The organism is Gammaproteobacteria bacterium, assembly GCA_033344735.1.
GTDB lineage: Bacteria > Pseudomonadota > Gammaproteobacteria > UBA4575 > UBA4575 > UBA1858.
Map to the genome: position 1 here is coordinate 1,545,588 of JAWPMW010000001.1, position 16,501 is coordinate 1,562,088.

At 41.6% G+C, this 16,501-nt stretch carries 16 protein-coding genes; 13 read left to right on the forward strand and 3 right to left on the reverse strand.

Going from position 1 to position 16,501, the window contains the following annotated elements:
• Positions 1-60: 60 nt before the first annotated feature.
• From R8G33_07915 to R8G33_07925, 3 genes are all read left to right on the forward strand, one after another.
• On the forward strand, positions 61-441 hold the full coding sequence (locus R8G33_07915) for a PA2779 family protein (protein MDW3095582.1): 381 nt from the start codon (positions 61-63) through the stop codon (positions 439-441).
• A 74-nt stretch (positions 442-515) separates the two neighbouring features.
• Positions 516-1,463 (forward strand): PA2778 family cysteine peptidase, encoded by a 948-nt coding sequence (locus R8G33_07920; protein MDW3095583.1) that lies wholly within the window; start codon positions 516-518, stop codon positions 1,461-1,463.
• Between the two features lie 176 nt (positions 1,464-1,639).
• A complete protein-coding gene (locus R8G33_07925) occupies positions 1,640-2,257 on the forward strand; it encodes an inorganic pyrophosphatase (GenBank protein MDW3095584.1) in 618 nt (205 codons plus the stop codon).
• A gap of 52 nt (positions 2,258-2,309) precedes the next feature.
• Here R8G33_07925 and R8G33_07930 read toward each other — a convergent pair whose 3' ends face one another.
• Positions 2,310-3,536: a DNA polymerase IV gene (locus tag R8G33_07930; protein ID MDW3095585.1), complete on the reverse strand. Its 1,227-nt coding sequence runs from the start codon at positions 3,534-3,536 to the stop codon at positions 2,310-2,312.
• Complete coding sequence (gene lexA, locus R8G33_07935; protein MDW3095586.1) at positions 3,529-4,119, reverse strand: transcriptional repressor LexA; 591 nt, start codon at positions 4,117-4,119, stop codon at positions 3,529-3,531. Before lexA ends, R8G33_07930 begins: the two co-directional genes overlap by 8 nt.
• Positions 4,120-4,261: 142 nt before the next feature.
• On the opposite strand from lexA, the gene ppk2 reads away from it, so the two are divergent.
• Entirely contained in the window at positions 4,262-5,071 is an 810-nt protein-coding gene (gene ppk2 / locus R8G33_07940) for a polyphosphate kinase 2 (protein ID MDW3095587.1), read from the forward strand.
• 30 nt (positions 5,072-5,101) lie between these two features.
• On the opposite strand, the gene R8G33_07945 is transcribed toward ppk2, so the two are convergent.
• Positions 5,102-5,767: a hypothetical protein gene (locus R8G33_07945; protein ID MDW3095588.1), complete on the reverse strand. Its 666-nt coding sequence runs from the start codon at positions 5,765-5,767 to the stop codon at positions 5,102-5,104.
• Positions 5,768-5,939: 172 nt separating this feature from the next.
• Here R8G33_07945 and R8G33_07950 point away from each other — a divergent pair, with 172 nt between their 5' ends.
• From R8G33_07950 to sucD, 9 genes are all read left to right on the forward strand, one after another.
• Complete coding sequence (locus tag R8G33_07950) at positions 5,940-6,986, forward strand: hypothetical protein (protein ID MDW3095589.1); 1,047 nt, start codon at positions 5,940-5,942, stop codon at positions 6,984-6,986.
• Positions 6,987-7,182: 196 nt separating this feature from the next.
• Entirely contained in the window at positions 7,183-8,859 is a 1,677-nt protein-coding gene (gene ilvD / locus R8G33_07955; protein MDW3095590.1) for a dihydroxy-acid dehydratase, read from the forward strand.
• Positions 8,860-9,073: 214 nt separating this feature from the next.
• Positions 9,074-9,706 carry a 5-formyltetrahydrofolate cyclo-ligase gene (locus tag R8G33_07960; GenBank protein ID MDW3095591.1) on the forward strand — a complete coding sequence of 211 codons (633 nt, stop codon included), beginning with the start codon at positions 9,074-9,076 and terminating at the stop codon, positions 9,704-9,706.
• On the forward strand, positions 9,706-10,629 hold the full coding sequence (locus tag R8G33_07965) for a formylmethanofuran--tetrahydromethanopterin N-formyltransferase (GenBank protein ID MDW3095592.1): 924 nt from the start codon (positions 9,706-9,708) through the stop codon (positions 10,627-10,629). The genes R8G33_07960 and R8G33_07965 overlap by 1 nt, the downstream gene beginning before the upstream one ends.
• A 112-nt stretch (positions 10,630-10,741) precedes the next feature.
• Positions 10,742-11,596, forward strand: coding sequence for a bifunctional 5,10-methylenetetrahydrofolate dehydrogenase/5,10-methenyltetrahydrofolate cyclohydrolase (locus R8G33_07970; protein ID MDW3095593.1), 855 nt, complete (start codon positions 10,742-10,744; stop codon positions 11,594-11,596).
• Positions 11,597-11,810: 214 nt separating this feature from the next.
• Complete coding sequence (locus tag R8G33_07975) at positions 11,811-13,082, forward strand: aminotransferase class V-fold PLP-dependent enzyme (protein ID MDW3095594.1); 1,272 nt, start codon at positions 11,811-11,813, stop codon at positions 13,080-13,082.
• Between the two features lie 30 nt (positions 13,083-13,112).
• Positions 13,113-14,054, forward strand: a complete 942-nt coding sequence (locus R8G33_07980; protein ID MDW3095595.1) for a CoA ester lyase — start codon at positions 13,113-13,115, stop codon at positions 14,052-14,054.
• A gap of 368 nt (positions 14,055-14,422) precedes the next feature.
• Complete coding sequence (locus R8G33_07985; GenBank protein ID MDW3095596.1) at positions 14,423-15,598, forward strand: malate--CoA ligase subunit beta; 1,176 nt, start codon at positions 14,423-14,425, stop codon at positions 15,596-15,598.
• A gap of 11 nt (positions 15,599-15,609) precedes the next feature.
• A complete protein-coding gene (gene sucD / locus R8G33_07990; protein MDW3095597.1) occupies positions 15,610-16,497 on the forward strand; it encodes a succinate--CoA ligase subunit alpha in 888 nt (295 codons plus the stop codon).
• The last annotated feature ends 4 nt before the right edge of the window (positions 16,498-16,501 follow it).

The following is a 16,501-nucleotide window of genomic DNA, read 5'->3' on the forward strand; positions in this document are numbered from 1 at the left end:
AAACTTGACGTAAGTCACTAAAAGTACAAGAATTATCGAAATTCTATTTGGTGATTTTATATGAGCCCTTTAACACACAAATGCCGGCATCGATTGGCAATAACATTTATAACTGCAAGTATACTGTTTTGTCATGCTCAAGCCGGCATGATTGGTACCGAAACAATCAATTCAACGCATCTCGCAGAAGCAAACAAGCAATACGTTCATACAGCTCTACTTCGTGATGACGTTAAACAAGCCTTACTTGCTCACGGCGTAAACCCCCAACACGTGCAACAACGCATTGATCAATTGACAGATCAAGAAATTCAACAACTAGCCAATCAATTTGACCAACTACCTGCTGCTAGTGGTGTCGGTCTTGTTCTGTTTGCCACAGGTCCCATTGTGTTCATGCTTGAGCTCATGGGCTTTACTGATTTAACTACTACATTTTAGACGTGTTAATTCTTCGGCAACTACAAATAATTTTTTTAGTTTTTTGCCTTCTGCATTTATTATCAAGTTGTACAGTGATTGCTGTCGCTGACCGTATTATCCCTAAACAACCTCAAGACCTTCCCACAGATATTCGTCTTGATGTCCCTTTTATAGAGCAAACCGATAATTTATGTGGGCCATCGTCACTGGCTATGGTAGCCAATTATTATGGCCAAAACATAACTGCCAACGATGTTGCTAGTTTAATGTACATACCAAATAAAAAAGGTAGCCTACAAATAGAAATGCAAGCTGCTGCACGCAGTCTTGGTTTAGTTGCTTATAGTATGCATATGGATTTGGCTTCTTTGCGCGCTGAGATTAACGCCGAACGTCCTGTGATCGTTTTACAAAATTTAGCTTTCAGCGTCTACCCTATTTGGCACTACTCAGTTGTAACAGGGAGAGACCCCAACAATGATTATTTGTTGCTACATAGTGGGCGGCACAAGTATTACCGAAGCTCATGGACAACATTTGAAAATACTTGGCGACGCGGGAAATATTGGGCATTAATTGCAGCACCTATAGGTGATATCCCTAGTAGCGTTACTGAAATTGAAGCCGTAAAAGCTGCACTTGATTTAGAAAAGGTAGGTCAATTACGCGGAGCACAATTAACTTATGCAGCCATTATTGAACGCTGGCCAGAAAATTTCACCGCCCAAGTTGGTTTAGCAAATACTCACATGCAATTACAAGAGCCTTTGGCAGCCAGCGAGGCATATAAACAAGCACTACAACTCAATACCCAATCTGCAGAAGCATTAAATAACTTCGCTTATAGCGCTTTTGATCTGGGTTGTGAAATTACCGCTTTAGAAGCAGCAAACTGTGCTATTAGACTCGATCAAGCTAATCACAAAGAACTATCTGATACCTTAAATGAATTAAAAAACAAATCCGCGATTCCAAGTAATCATGCGAATTGTCCACAGATTCGCTGCAACGATCTCTCCATTGCAGCAAACAATCGTTAATGCCAACTTAGTCAAGCACAAAACGTTTAATTTCGTTATCATTGCACCCCGAAAACATGCGCTCTCGCAATGTTTCAATTTTACACATACATAAGGACGTGAATTATTGATTTAGGGATTAGCACTAAAGCGCTTACTTACAATCTCTAGATTTTTATTCCTAAGGAGAGAATCAAATGTCATCTTCATTCAATCGCTGGCGCCCACATCCTTGGCATGGAATAGATGTTGGCCCACAAGCACCCAAAGTTGTTCATGCCTATATTGAAAGTACTCCTTTCAATCACATTAAGTATGAAGTTGACAAACAAACTGGTTACTTAAGAGTTGATCGACCTCATCGAACTTCTTCGCTACCTCCAACACTTTACGGATTCATCCCTCAAACATACTGCGGCAATCGTGTTGGCACACTCATGGATGGGGCAACTCAAGGCGACGATGACCCGTTAGATATTTGTGTTGTTAGTGATAGGCCGATTGACCGTGCAGAGTTAATTCTAAATGCGCGTGTTGTCGGCGGACTACCTATGCTCGATGGTGGGGAAGCAGATGATAAAATTATCGCAGTACTAGAGAAAGACCACGTATGGTCAAACGTCAATGATATTTCTGAACTCCCTCAATCTATCGTCGAGCGCTTAATACATTACTTCAGCACCTACAAATCTCTTCCCAGCGAAGATCCAAAAGTACATGTGGGTGTGGCTTATGGCCGCGAACATGCAGAAAAGGTTATTCAATTATCAATAGATGATTATCAAGATAAATTTTCGACACTTGCTACCAGTTAACTTAACCATATCTCCTAAAACTTTTTTTGGCTTGTTATTGCATCGTAAAACATCAGACTGTTTTACGATGCCCAAAAGGCTTCCATGCAGGCGCAATCACATTTGGCATCTCAGAACGATTTAACAAATTAGCTGGCGCCAGCGTGAACTCTCCATAACGCTGATTAATTTTATCCATCGCCAAATTAATCTGTTCACGCCTAATATCTCTTTCGCCAAAAAGAGAAAGCTGATGCCCCTGGTCTTTTGGATCCAATGCTGTTATTTGCACTTGGAAGCACCCTTGTTTATCCCAAGAATTGCGCAAAAAAATATTGACTAGTTTTTTTATTTGCTGACTATCGCTGGTTGGCATTGCAGTCTGCATTTTTTTTGCTAGCCATCCTTGATCAGTCAAAACACCAATAAAATAATAACGTGCTTCAAATTCATGCTTACGTAATCTTGCTGCCACCTTTTCAGCCATATGATGAAAATACATTCTTATTGTTGTTAAATTCTTTGTATTTGGCGGCATCACTTTTCCATGACCAATTGATTTAGGTGCTGCCACACTTTGTCGAATAGGATCAGGATCTAATCCCTGCGCCATATACCAAATACGTCGACCTAGATTTCCAAAGCGCCCTGCCAACTCACCGATGGGAAGATATTTCATCTCCCCACAGACATACACACCACGATCATTTAAAAAGCCCCCAATCCCTTTAGCAATTCCACTCAACTCCGTCACAGGCACATCACTTAGATATTCTCTAGACTGCCAGGGAGGCACTGCAAACAGACCATTTGGCTTATCTTTCTTTGCAGCGTGCTTTGCTGTGGTTTTATCGCCACTAACACCAACACTGCAGGTAATACCACTGCTATCATAGACAACTTGTTTAGCTAACTTACCAGCTTCAGTTGGGCTACTATAAATTTTTTGACAGCGTGTCACATCGAGAAAAGCCTCATCAACAGAAAACACTTCTACATCGGGTGTGACCATTTGCAAAGCGGACATTATATTAGTCGATACTTCTGCATACCGATAAGGCCTGGCTGGCACCTGAATAACACTAGGACAGAGTTCTTGCGCCTGTTTAATTCGCATTCCTGTTCTGACGCCATATTTTCTTGCTTCGTAAGAGCTAGTGATGAAACAAGTCCCCATTACTCCATTAGTAATTCCTATGGGTTTACCGAGCAACTCTGGGTGATCGGATTGTTCAATGCTGGCAAAGAAAGCATCCATATCAATAAATACAATGGCACGCTCCCAATGCACATTAGTCATACATCCTCACTTGGCCAACCAACACACCTTGTATCGTCACTTGATGTGCAGGATATTCTTTTGCTTGCATTGCTTTATTTGCCGGCACCAATCGAACAATATCTTTTTTAGGAAATTGAATGCGCTTAAGCGTGGCATTTTCATTATCAATTAGTGCCACTACAATTTGATTACTACGCGCCGTGCTTGCATGCTCAATCACAACTAGATCACCATTGCGTATTCCCTCTTCAATCATAGAATGACCTTTCACTTGCAACACATAACGATTATGCCCACCTAACAAATGTGCAAAATTAACTAACTTTTTATCCTCAATAGCCTCAATTGGCTTACCCGCAGCGATACGTCCTAAAACTGGCAACTCATCAACATCGGGGTGATCTAATAACTCGATCCCGCGCGTTTTAGGATTACGCACGATATACCCCTTATCTTCTAAGGCAGACACATAACGGTGCACCACCCCTTTAGACTGAATACCCAAACCTTGTGCAATCTCAGTCAGCAATGGAGCTTTACGCTCTTTTGTGTAATAGCTTGTTATAAAGCTAAAAGTATCTTGTTCTCGTTCGGTTAGCATAAATGTTCTCACTAAGTTCTCTCACTATGAGAACATAACGAGAACATTCATGTCAATCTTGATTTCGCTTTAATTCATAAAGAAATTAATTAACCCGCCGATAACAGGTGTAGTGAAAATCGAATTTGCTTGAGGCATTAACATGGTCAGCCAACACCCTTCTCCAAATAAAATCAAAAAACTGAGTAATAAGCTCTATGAAAAAGAGTTGTTAAGATTACAAATTGAACTCATCAAGCTACAAGAATGGGTCAAATATAGCGGAGCAAAAGTTGCTGTTTTGTTTGAAGGACGTGATGCAGCAGGGAAAGGCGGTGTTATCAAGCGCATCACTCAACATCTAAACCCGCGTGTATGCCACATTATCGCACTCGGCACGCCCACCGAACGTGAAAAAGGTCAGTGGTACTTCCAACGCTATGCAGCACAACTTCCTTCCGCAGGTGAAATCATGCTTTTCGATAGAAGTTGGTATAACCGCGCCGGAGTCGAACGCGTGATGGGCTTTTGTGATGACCATGAGTATCACACTTTTCTGAAAGACACACCAATCTTTGAACAGATGCTGATTGATTCAGGAATTATCTTAAGAAAATATTGGTTTTCAGTCAGTGACGAGCAACAAGAAAAACGCTTTCAAGAGCGCCTCAACAATCCGACAAAACATTGGAAACTTAGCCCGATGGATTTAGAAGCACGCGACAAATGGGCTGAATACTCGATGGCAAAAGATGCCATGTTTACTCATACTGATACACCTATATCGCCTTGGTATGTTATACAAGCAGACAACAAGAAGCGTGCTCGATTAAATTGCATCAGCCATTTACTAAACTCAATTCCTTATGAAGATCTAACCCCTAAAAAGATAATATTACCACCACGAAAAATTAAGTCAGGATACAAGCGCCCGCCCATGGAAAAACAAAATATTGTGAATTTGGGTTATTAGTAATCAATCCAGATCTGATTTAGATTAAGCTTATTCCACCGTTTCATAAATATTAAAAAAATTATAATGTGAATTTGAATGTTCATGGTAAACCGTTTGGCCATCACTTAAAGACAAATACCACACGAGTAGATTAGATGTGTCTTTACAGACTACTTTCAGGGTGTCGAACTCTCCCATGCCAGTTTTAACTCTTTGGGCAGACTCAACTTTGCAATTCCTTCTCAAGTTGAAATAACCCAGATCTGCGGTAATGAAAAATTCTTTACCTACAAATAACGGCCAAATCGCACCTCCAAAAGTTAATTTAGCCGTGCCATCTTCATATGGTTGACACCTCACCCACTTTACTGGAATTGCAAATTGAACCAGGTAAGTCGAAATACATCCGTTATTACCAATCCAAGTTAAGCCTTTTGAGCTGATTGAAGTCATTGTTTTGCTATATGGCATTCCATTTAGTAGCGCATTATATTGATAGCCCACATCCAAAACTTGTGGTGCATCTATAGTGACAGCATCGGTAATATCTCTGATTTTTATTAATTCGGCATGTGTAGCTTCAATTAAAGAAGCAAATACAACAAAGAGTAATAAAAATTTTATGAGCCTTGCGCTGCGCATAATGTAATGTATCGGGAAAAAAGATTTAATAAAAAATTCGGGTGAGAATTGTACAATAACTACATCTATCATGTGTCAAATATAATAGTACTTCATTAATTTTATTGTGTTCAGAAATATTAATAAACTCTATCTATTATTTGAGGTATAAAATTTGATAATCTGTACATAATATTAATTCATCCATCTATCAAGCTTAAGTGTACAATAAACATATTATCCAACTATGTTGGGGAAACACTGTATGTCTGATTATAAAAATTTACTCAACTTTGTCATTGTCATATTGTTATTGATTTCAGAATCAACTCTGGCTGAAAAAGTAGTACTACATACGGTGATAGATAAGCAAAGAAATATGGCTATGCATCAAATACCTTTGCCTGCCAGCTGGAAGATAGTCACACCCAACACCATCGAAGACCCAAGTATTATTGGTCCCAATGGAATTAAAATCTATTATCGAAATGGCGGCTCATACGTTTTCAGCAATGACCCTTACATGCAACAAATTTATTCACAGTCCGGTCAACAAATGCGCCCACCCGTTAGCGCTCAACAAATCGTGGAACAAGATTTAGCACCTCAGTTAAATAAACATGGTTTACAGTTAGAGAAAGTCTATCCACTCCCTGAGATTGCACAACGCAGCCAGACCTACAGCAACAAACTTTACAAAAGCATGCCTACACAACAGTACTTTGACGCTGCAGGCTCAGAATGGTCTGATGGCAAAGGAAATACAATTCTGGTTATCGTTGACCAAATAGCTAACGACGGACAAGGCAGTGTTTTTTGGTATTACTCACTGAAAGTACTTGAGGCGCCTGACAAACATTTTGAAGAAGCAAAGGTTACTTTTATTTATGGCATTGTAAACACTCAAGACAACCCACAACAAATTCAAGCATACAACTTAAGCGAACAACAAAAATCAAACCAAAGCTGGAATCAACACAATGCACGCATGAAACAAAATCAGCAAAACTTTGAACGCCAGCAAGCCATCCATAAAAGCACATCAGATGCAATCAACCGTTCAATCAACAGCACTTATCAAAATCAAAATGCCTCCAGCGACCGCCTGCAAGACAAACAAATAAACGTTATCCGTGACGAAAGCACGGTGACAAATCCACACGACGGTGAACAATATCAGGTTGAAGCAGGTGCTGATCACTATTGGATGAATAGCGATGGAGAATACATCCCTAGCAACGACCCAAATTACAATCCAAACCTAGACCCAAACAATAATAGAGAGTGGCAATATGTAGAGCCGGAGTATTAGTGAAATATCCTGGGGAATTTCAATATTTCTTCTTTAAAACAAATAATCGCAATCCTCAGCAATATCAATTTAAGCAGACTATTTAATCTTGCTTGTAATGCAAAACTATAATTATCAAAATCTTTCCAAACACTCGTTCTAATAACTAGCATCCGGTATAGTACGCGCAAACAATTTTTACGATCCTTAACTAGACATGACTAAAAAACTCAGACCTCATTCTTCAATTGTTGTTGACGGCACCGAACGTGCTCCAAGCCGTGCAATGTTACGCGCAGTCGGTTTCAAGGATGATGACTTTAAAAAACCCCAAATAGGCATCGCATCCACTTGGAGTATGGTGACGCCATGCAATATGCATATCAATACGCTTGCAGACAAAGCCGCGGCAGGTGCAGATGCGGCAGGTGGCAAAGGCGTCATTTTTAACACTATTACTATTTCCGATGGCATCTCGATGGGTTCTGAAGGTATGAAATACTCTCTTGTGTCAAGAGAAGTGATTGCAGACTCAATTGAAACAGTGACGGGTTGTGAAGGATTTGACGGTGTAGTCGCAATAGGTGGTTGCGATAAAAATATGCCGGGCTGTTTAATTGCGTTAGCAAGACTTAATCGACCTGCCGTTTTTGTTTATGGTGGCACGATTATGCCGGGCAATTACAAAGGCACTAAGATAGATGTCGTCTCTGTATTTGAAGCTGTTGGGCAACATGCTAAACGGCAACTTAATAACAAAGAATTAAAAGAGGTCGAGTCGACTGCGATTCCGGGGCCAGGTTCATGCGGGGGAATGTACACTGCTAATACGATGGCATCAGCTATCGAAGCATTGGGCATGAGCTTGCCTGGTAGTTCTGCACAAGCCGCAATTTCAAAATCAAAAGAAACTGATTGTCGTAATGCCGGTAAAGCCGTTTTAGACCTGCTAAAAAAGAATATTCTCCCAAGCGACATTATGACTCGCCAAGCATTTTTAAATTCAATTGCTGTAATTACTGCACTTGGCGGCTCAACCAATGCTGTTTTGCACTTACTTGCTATGGCACATTCAACTAACGTGAAACTATCCATTGATGACTTCACGCGCATTGGTAAGAAAGTGCCCGTACTTGCAGACTTGCGACCAAGTGGCAAATATATGATGTCTGAATTAATTGCCATTGGCGGCATTCAGCCATTGATGAAAATGCTGCTTGAAGCAGGGTTGATTAATGGTGATTGCATGACTGTCACAGGTAAAACTCTTAAACAAAATCTGAAAGACGTCAAATCTTATCCTAAGCGCCAGAAAATAATACGCCCGCTGGATAATCCTATTAAGAAAGATAGCCATCTAGTAATCCTTTACGGAAACTTAGCACCTGAAGGTGCAGTGGCTAAAATTTCTGGCAAAGAAGGTCTATCTTTTACTGGGAAAGCAAAAGTGTTTGCGTCTGAAGAAGCAGCACTGAAGAAAATTCTCGATGGCGGCATCAAAGCAGGCGACGTGATCGTAATTCGTTATGAAGGCCCTATCGGTGGTCCAGGAATGCGTGAAATGCTATCGCCAACCTCCGCCATTATGGGCAAAGGATTAGGCAAAGATGTTGCACTAATTACTGATGGCAGATTTTCTGGTGGCAGCCATGGATTCGTTGTTGGGCACATTACTCCTGAAGCGGCAGTTGGTGGACCATTGGCGCTAGTGAAGAATGGAGACCAAATTACAATTGATGCTAAAAAACGCGAAATGACGCTACATGTGGCGAAAAGTGAACTTACTAAACGCAAACGCGCTTGGAAAGCACCTAAGTCCAAGTACAACCGTGGTGTATTGGCAAAATATGCAAAACAAGTCAGTTCCGCGTCAAATGGGGCTGTTACAGATTAATTTTTGCACACAATGTCGTCTGTGTATTTTGTATAACTAAGAAAAAATGTGGTCTGCCCCTATTCCCATAATTATTATCATACCTCCTATAAGTAATACTTAGGCATAGATCTCACTATTTGCAGATAATATTCGTTGGAACTATGCACGGAATAGTTTAGGATTTAGCCCCTTTTTATCGCCCAGTTATTCACATTTTATAAGGAGCAGTTGAATGGCACTGACACCAGAAGAATTAGAAGCAATCATGGAACGCAAAAATAAGATGCGTCGTGAAGCTTATGACCGTCGTAATGCGCAAGAGAACAAAGATGAAGTCAGCGCTAAAGCTGTCGCGAATTTTATGGCTCTTCCTGAGTACCAAAAAGCACACACTATTATGTGGTACATCGATTGCCGTTCAGAGTGCCGCACTAAGCCAGAATTATTAGCTGAAGTCGCTAAAGGCGAAAAGAAAATCATCGTTCCTTACTGCACAGAAGACGAAAATGGCGACAACAAACTTGGCTTGTGGTGGATGGAAAGCTTAGAAGAAATGGTTGTTGGTAAGTGGGACATCCTTGAGCCGCCAAAAGAAATGTGGGGAAATCCTGCTAAAGAAGTTCAGGCAGAAGATTTAGATCTAGTCATGGTTCCAGGCGTTGGTTTTGATCGCAACGGTGGCCGCATGGGTAATGGTCAAGGTTACTATGATCGACTCTTAGAAAAAGTACGTCCAGAGTCTCCACTAATTGCTCTAGGTTACGAGTCACAACTATTTGATAATGTGCTTGTTGCACCACACGATGTTTATATGGACAAAGTTGTTACTGAAGACGCTGTATACGAAGGCAAAGGAAGAGACTAATGACTGCCATTATCGATGATACTTACGCAGAAGCATTTAAAAGCTTATACGTAGAGTTCTTAATCACTGCAAAAGATCGCAAGTGGGTAGATCACGCAGTTAACGCGGCAACTGGAAACGGTTCAAGTTCTATTCTTTGTGATTGCGAGGCAGGCATGGATCGCTATGTAGGGCCAGGCGGAGACGAAAGTTTCGTCACTCCTGACGGTCGGCCAGGCGCGATTGTACAGTTACACGTACCTCGATTTCGCAAGGATCGTGTAGAAGCTTTGGGTAAATCAGCCTTAGTGCGCATCAGCCAAAACGTTATGACTTGTCCAACAGCCTCTTGCTTTAACTTGATTGATTCTGAAGAGTATTACCACATGGGCCGTAAAGTAGCTTATTTTGGTAATGGATATCAAAAACGCATTGAGCGCTATGGTCGTAAAATGTGGTGGATCCCAATTTTAGGTGGCGAGTTTGTACTTGATCGTCGACTTGGTCGTGCTGACGGCTTGATGGGTGGCAACCTTTGGTTCTTTGGTAAAGATACTGACTCGGCATTAGAAGCTGCCGAAAAAGGTTGCGAAGCAATTCTTCCGGTCGACGGCGTAATAACAACCTTCCCTGGTGGTATTGCAGGCAGTGGATCTAAAGCAGGTAGTGATTATGACTTCACCATTGCTAGTACATACGAGAAATTCTGCCCGTTATTACAAGATCACCCTGATGTTGAAGCTGGCTTACCTGAAGGTGTTAACTCCGTGATGGAAATCATCATGAATGGACGCGATATGGATTGCATTATCGAAGCAACACAAGCGGCGATCAATGCATCTAAAGAAACTGATGGTCTAATGATGATCTCAGCCGGCAACTACAATGGCCGACTAGGCAAAAGCTTTATATATTTAGATCCTAGCAAACAACCTAAAGACTAGCGTTTAGTTTTTGTTGCATGCAAGGCCAGTTGGGTTAAACTCAACTGGCCTTTTTTATTGGGCCTGTCTTTATTAAATCAATAATCTGAATTCGGCACTTGAGACTTAACCATTGATCATCGACGGCAAAAAAGTTGCGGTAGAAATACGCAATAAAATTAAATCCCAACTAGAACACTTTCCTGATACTCAAATTACTCTAGCTACTGTTATTGTAGGGAGTAACCCTGCAAGCCAGCTATATGTAGGCATGAAGCATCGTGAAGCAAACGCTGCAGGTATTCATTCTAAGCGTATAGAGCTTGACGAAAATATTTCTCAAAAAGATTTAGAACACCAAATCTCTCTGCTTGCAGACGATGATAAAGTTCATGGGATTCTAGTTCAGCTACCACTACCGAAACATTTAAATAAAGAGAGAATGCTCAGCAGAATCCCGTCATACAAAGATGTTGATGGTTTAACTGAGATTAATATGGGTCGACTACTACAGGGTCACAAACAATTAGTTCCATGCACACCCTTAGGAGTAATACGATTAATCGAAGCTTACAATATAGAGACTAGCGGTCGTAATGCAGTGGTTGTGGGTCGTTCTTCTCTAGTCGGCTTGCCTCAAATGTTGTTGTTATCCGAAAAAGGTGCTGACGCCACAGTAACTCTCGCCCATTCACGCACAAAAGATCTCGCCGAGGTATGCAAAAAGGCTGATATTTTAGTTGCTGCGGTTGGCGTACCGGCCATTATCAAAGCAGAATTCGTCAAACCCGGAGCAATGGTGTTTGATGTTGGCGTCTCTAGAGTTGATGACAGAATCCAAGGTGATGTAGATTTTGATGCAGTTAGCAAAATAGCTGGTGGCATAACACCTATGCCCGGTGGCACTGGCCCAATGACAGTTGCTTGTTTATTACAAAACACTATTCTTGCTGCAACACTTCAAGATGTGTTGCCTAGGTCTCATTAAACGCTAAATAACCGCTATATCCAGCTAAACTGCGCTTGAGGACATGTGTCTGCTTGTGGCATCATGGCGAACTTTTCGGGATCTGTTGAAAAACCACCCACATTGTCAAATTTTAAGAATCTCCTTGCAGTTAAAAGGCTATCTCAAGACATGTACATAGCAAATCAAGGGTGTTCAAAAACTAGATTTATCAACTCAATTTAAAGGTAACACTATGCCTGGCCAAAAACTTAGCTTCCCAGGGCGCAATTATTTATTTGCTCCTGGCCCAACACATATTCCTAATGAAGTAATGAATGCAATGGTGGTTCCTCAAGAAGACCATCGTGCTCCAGACTTTCCACAATTAGTTAAGCCTCTATTAGAAGACCTAAAGAAAATCTTCAGAACTAGAAAAGGCCAGTGTTTCATCTTCCCAGCTACTGGAACAGCCGGTTGGGAAATCGCATTAACAAATACATTATCTCCAGGCGATAAAATTCTAACTTCACGATTCGGTCAATTTAGTCACTTATGGTTTGACTTAGCAACACGTATTGGTCTTGACGTTGAGGTAATTGATGTTCCTTGGGGTGAAGGCGTTCCTGTCATGGAAATCAAAAAGCGTCTAAGAGCGGATAAAGAGCGCAAAATCAAAGCCGTTGTTGCATGTCACAACGAAACTGCGACAGGTGTCACTAGTAATATTGCTGCACTTGGTAAAGCAATGAAAAAAGACCTTAAGCACCCAGCGCTATTAATGGTTGATGGTGTAAGTTCTGTAGCAAGTATTGATTTCCGCATGGACGAGTGGGGAGTAGATGTTGCAGTCAGCGGTTCTCAAAAAGGCTTCATGCTTCCTGCAGGCATGGCGCTACTAGCATTCAGCCCTAAAGCACTTACGAAGCATAAATCTTCAAAGTGCGCGAAGTGCTTCTTAGACATTAAGGATCATCTTGCAACAAATAAAGACGGCTATTTCCCTTACACACCTTCAGTACCAATGTTACGTGGACTACGCGCATCTCTTGATTTGTTATTAGGCGAAGGCTTAGACAATGTCTATGCACGTCACTTCCGATTAGCTGAAGGTGTTCGTAAAGCAGTTAAAGCATGGGGTCTACAAACATGTGCGGCTTCTCCTAAATTGAATTCTGATACTGTCACCGCAATTTTGACTCCTCCAAGTGTTAACGCTGCAGAAGTTATCCATATCGCATACCATCGATATAACATCTCATTAGGTGCTGGCTTAACTCAAGTTGCGGGTAAAGTATTCCGCATCGGCCACCTTGGTGACAACAGCGATGTCCGCATGATGGCAGCATTAGGTGGCGTTGAAATGGCTATGCGTGACGCAGGTATTCGAATCAAACCCGGAAGTGGTACAGGTGCAGCTTGTGAATATTATCGCAAGACAGCAATAGCTATTCCTGCATTCAAAGCACCAACTGCTCCAAAAACTAAAGCTAAGCGTAAAGCTAAAAGAAAAACTGCTAAGCGTTGAGCTAATAAATAATTCAAAAGGATAGTAAATATGAGTTTTACACAACCTACACCCGCCAGACAAAGAGTACAGCGATGTGAACTCGCGGTCCCTGCTTCCAACGTTAAAATGATTGAAAAGTCAGTGGACTGTGATGCGGACTTTGTATTTTTAGATTTAGAGGACGCCGTTGCTCCTGGTGACAAAGTACAAGCACGCAAAAATGCCATCGAAGCTGTCAATGGCCTCGACTGGGCTGGCAAAGGAAAAACAATTGCCGTCCGTATTAATGGTCTTGATACACATTATATGTATCGTGACGTGATTGATCTGGTAGAACAGGCGGGTAGCAAACTAGATACTATTTTTATTCCTAAAGCAGGCGTCCCATCTGATGTTTATATGGTAGATGCGCTACTGTCTCAAATTGAAGAAGCAAAAGGATTTAAAAACAAAATAGCTATAGAAGCCATTATTGAAACGACGCTAGGAATGGCAAATGTTGAAGCCATAGCACAATCTAGCTCACGTTTAGAAGCCTTACATTTTGGTGTTGCGGACTACTCAGCAAGTTGCCGGGCACGTACTGTTAATATAGGTGGCTTAAACCCAGATTATCCTGGCGATCAATGGCATTCAGCAATTTCACGCATGGTAGTAGCTTGTCGCGCATATGGCTTACGTCCTATTGACGGCCCTTTTGGCGATATCAAAGATCCTGAAGCATACACGCTAGCATGTCGTCGCGGAGCTGCTCTCGGCATTGAAGGCAAATGGGCAATCCACCCATCACAAATACCATTGGCAAATGAAGTATTTTCACCACCTGCTGAAGAAGTTGATAGAGCACATCGCATTCTCGAGGAACTTGATAAAGCCGCTAAAGCTGGACAAGGTGCCGCAACATTAGATGGTAAGATGATCGATGCTGCATCAGCAAAGATGGCAGAAAATGTAGTTAATGCAGCTAAGGCTATCGCTGCTAAGCAATAAGCTTCTAACAATTTTCCCTGGTTGTGGCGCTAGGACGCGTCAGTACAAATAACGATCAAATATCGTTATTTGTACATACAACCATTGGGATTATCTCTTTTCATTCCTTCTCAATGCATGGATTTTTAAAGCCAATATTTCGCCTTATTTAAGCTTCTTCTAGCTGTATCTCTATAGGCACCTTGCACAATCCTATAAGGAACCACTAAAATAGGGCTATATAAAAATAATAACCATAGTTTTATTACGTCTTTTTTACGTTCCTAACGTACGTACTTAAAAAAACACAGGTGCAGTAATTAATTACTCGCACGCAGTTCTAACACTGCGCGCGTACTCTTTTTTTAATTTAAAACAGGGAGGATGCTGTGGATATCCACGAGTATCAAGCAAAAGAGCTATTAACCAAGTTCGGAGTAAATATTGCTCCTGGTGGTTTAGCATATAGTCCAGAACAAGCAGTTTATCGTGCCAAAGAAATCGGTGGAAATAAATGGGTGGTTAAAGCCCAGATTCATTCAGGTGCACGCGGTAAAGCTGGTGGCGTTAAAGTCTGTACTACTGAAGAAGAAGTATTAGCCGCTGCTACAGAAATGCTAGGCAAGACACTAGTAACGCATCAGACTGGTCCACAAGGAAAAGTTGTCTATCGCTTATATGTTGAAGAAGGCGCTGACATTGAACGTGAAATTTATGTTGCGTTAGTACTAGATCGCGTTAAACAACGCGTTGCTATGGTTGTTTCTTCTGAAGGAGGAATGGATATCGAGGAAGTTGCAGCAAACAATCCTGAAGCAATTATTCGTACTGAAATTGAACCTCAAGTAGGTCTGACTGATTTCCAAGCACGTGAAATAGCTTTCAAACTAGATCTACCTCCTGCACTTGTTACTCAAGCAGTAAAAACATTTAAAGGGGCTTACCGTTCTTTCACAGAACTCGACGCCACTATGGTAGAAATTAATCCTTTAGTAGTCACCAAAGGTGGCCACATACGTGCACTTGACGCAAAAATGGGATTTGATAGCAACGCATTATTTCGTCGTCCACAAATAGCCGAGCTACGTGACAAATCTCAAGAAGATCCGCGTGAAACAGCAGCATCAGATTACGGCCTAAGTTATGTTGGCCTAGATGGTGACATCGGTTGCATGATTAATGGTGCAGGCCTTGCTATGGCATCTCTAGATATGATCAAACACAAAGGTGGTAATCCAGCTAACTTCCTCGATATTGGTGGTGGCGCTTCCCCAGAACGTGTTGCTAAAGCTTTTGAATTAGTACTTGCTGACGAAGGCGTTAAGGCATTCCTAGTTAATATCTTCGCAGGTATTAACCGCTGCGATTGGATCGCAGAAGGAATTGTTCAAGCATTTAAACAGGTTGAAGTAAAAGTTCCATTAGTCGTACGTCTTTCAGGTACTAACGTAGAGCAAGGACAAAAAATAATTGACGAAAGCGGTTTACCAATTATCTCTGCTCATACACTCGCTGAAGCAGCTGAAAAAGCAGTAGAAGCTCGTAACAAAGCCGTTGGCGCATAGGGAGATTACAAATGACTGTTTTATTAGATGAAAAAACCAAAGTCATCGTCCAGGGTTTTACTGGAAAAATTGGTACATTTCACGCAGAAGAAATGATGAACTATGGCACTAACCTCGTCGGTGGTGTAACTCCAGGAAAAGGTGGCCAGGAACATTTAGGCAAACCTGTATTCAATACTGTAAAAGAAGCGGTTAAAGAAGCGGGTGCACAAGCCAGTATCATTTTCGTTCCTGCCGCATTTGCAGCAGATTCAATTATGGAAGCAGCTGATGCAGGCATTAAATACTGTGTAGCCATTTCAGATGGAATACCCGCACAAGACATGATGATGGTTAAACGTTACATGTATCGATATAAGAAAGAAGATCGTATGGTTCTTACTGGTCCAAACTGCGCAGGTACTATCAGCCCAGGAAAAGCCATGCTAGGAATTATGCCTGATCATATTTACATGCAAGGCAACGTTGGTGTTGTTGGCAGATCTGGCACATTAGGCTATGAAGCTGCGTCTCAAATGAAAGAACGCGGTATCGGAATTACTACAAGTGTTGGTATTGGTGGCGATCCAATTAACGGAAGTTCTCACCGCGACATCCTAGAGCACTTTGAAAAAGATCCAGATACAAAAGCCGTAATGATGATTGGTGAAATTGGTGGCCCTCAAGAAGCTGAAGCCGCAGAATATTTCAAGAACCATATGACAAAACCATTGGTTGCCTACATTGCTGGTCTAACCGCTCCTAAAGGACGCCGCATGGGTCACGCAGGTGCAATTGTTTCTGGTGTTGGTGAAAGCGCCGCGGAGAAAGTTGCTCTACTACAAGAAGCTGGTGTTGTTGTTGCACCGACACCTTCGGATTTGGGTAGCACCATGGAACAAGTGTTAAAAGATTTATAGTCTA

Excerpts from the sequence above, each read along its gene's own strand:
- sucD (MDW3095597.1), top strand. The coding sequence starts at position 15,610 with ATGACTGTTTTATTAGATGAAAAAACCAAAGTCATCGTCCAGGGTTTT.
- R8G33_07975 (MDW3095594.1), top strand. The coding sequence starts at position 11,811 with ATGCCTGGCCAAAAACTTAGCTTCCCAGGGCGCAATTATTTATTTGCT.
- ppk2 (MDW3095587.1), top strand. The coding sequence starts at position 4,262 with ATGGTCAGCCAACACCCTTCTCCAAATAAAATCAAAAAACTGAGTAAT.
- lexA (MDW3095586.1), bottom strand. The coding sequence starts at position 4,119 with ATGCTAACCGAACGAGAACAAGATACTTTTAGCTTTATAACAAGCTAT.
- R8G33_07915 (MDW3095582.1), top strand. The coding sequence starts at position 61 with ATGAGCCCTTTAACACACAAATGCCGGCATCGATTGGCAATAACATTT.
- ilvD (MDW3095590.1), top strand. The coding sequence starts at position 7,183 with ATGACTAAAAAACTCAGACCTCATTCTTCAATTGTTGTTGACGGCACC.
- R8G33_07980 (MDW3095595.1), top strand. The coding sequence starts at position 13,113 with ATGAGTTTTACACAACCTACACCCGCCAGACAAAGAGTACAGCGATGT.
- R8G33_07960 (MDW3095591.1), top strand. The coding sequence starts at position 9,074 with ATGGCACTGACACCAGAAGAATTAGAAGCAATCATGGAACGCAAAAAT.
- R8G33_07950 (MDW3095589.1), top strand. The coding sequence starts at position 5,940 with ATGTCTGATTATAAAAATTTACTCAACTTTGTCATTGTCATATTGTTA.
- R8G33_07930 (MDW3095585.1), bottom strand. The coding sequence starts at position 3,536 with ATGACTAATGTGCATTGGGAGCGTGCCATTGTATTTATTGATATGGAT.
- R8G33_07925 (MDW3095584.1), top strand. The coding sequence starts at position 1,640 with ATGTCATCTTCATTCAATCGCTGGCGCCCACATCCTTGGCATGGAATA.
- R8G33_07965 (MDW3095592.1), top strand. The coding sequence starts at position 9,706 with ATGACTGCCATTATCGATGATACTTACGCAGAAGCATTTAAAAGCTTA.
- R8G33_07945 (MDW3095588.1), bottom strand. The coding sequence starts at position 5,767 with ATGATAGATGTAGTTATTGTACAATTCTCACCCGAATTTTTTATTAAA.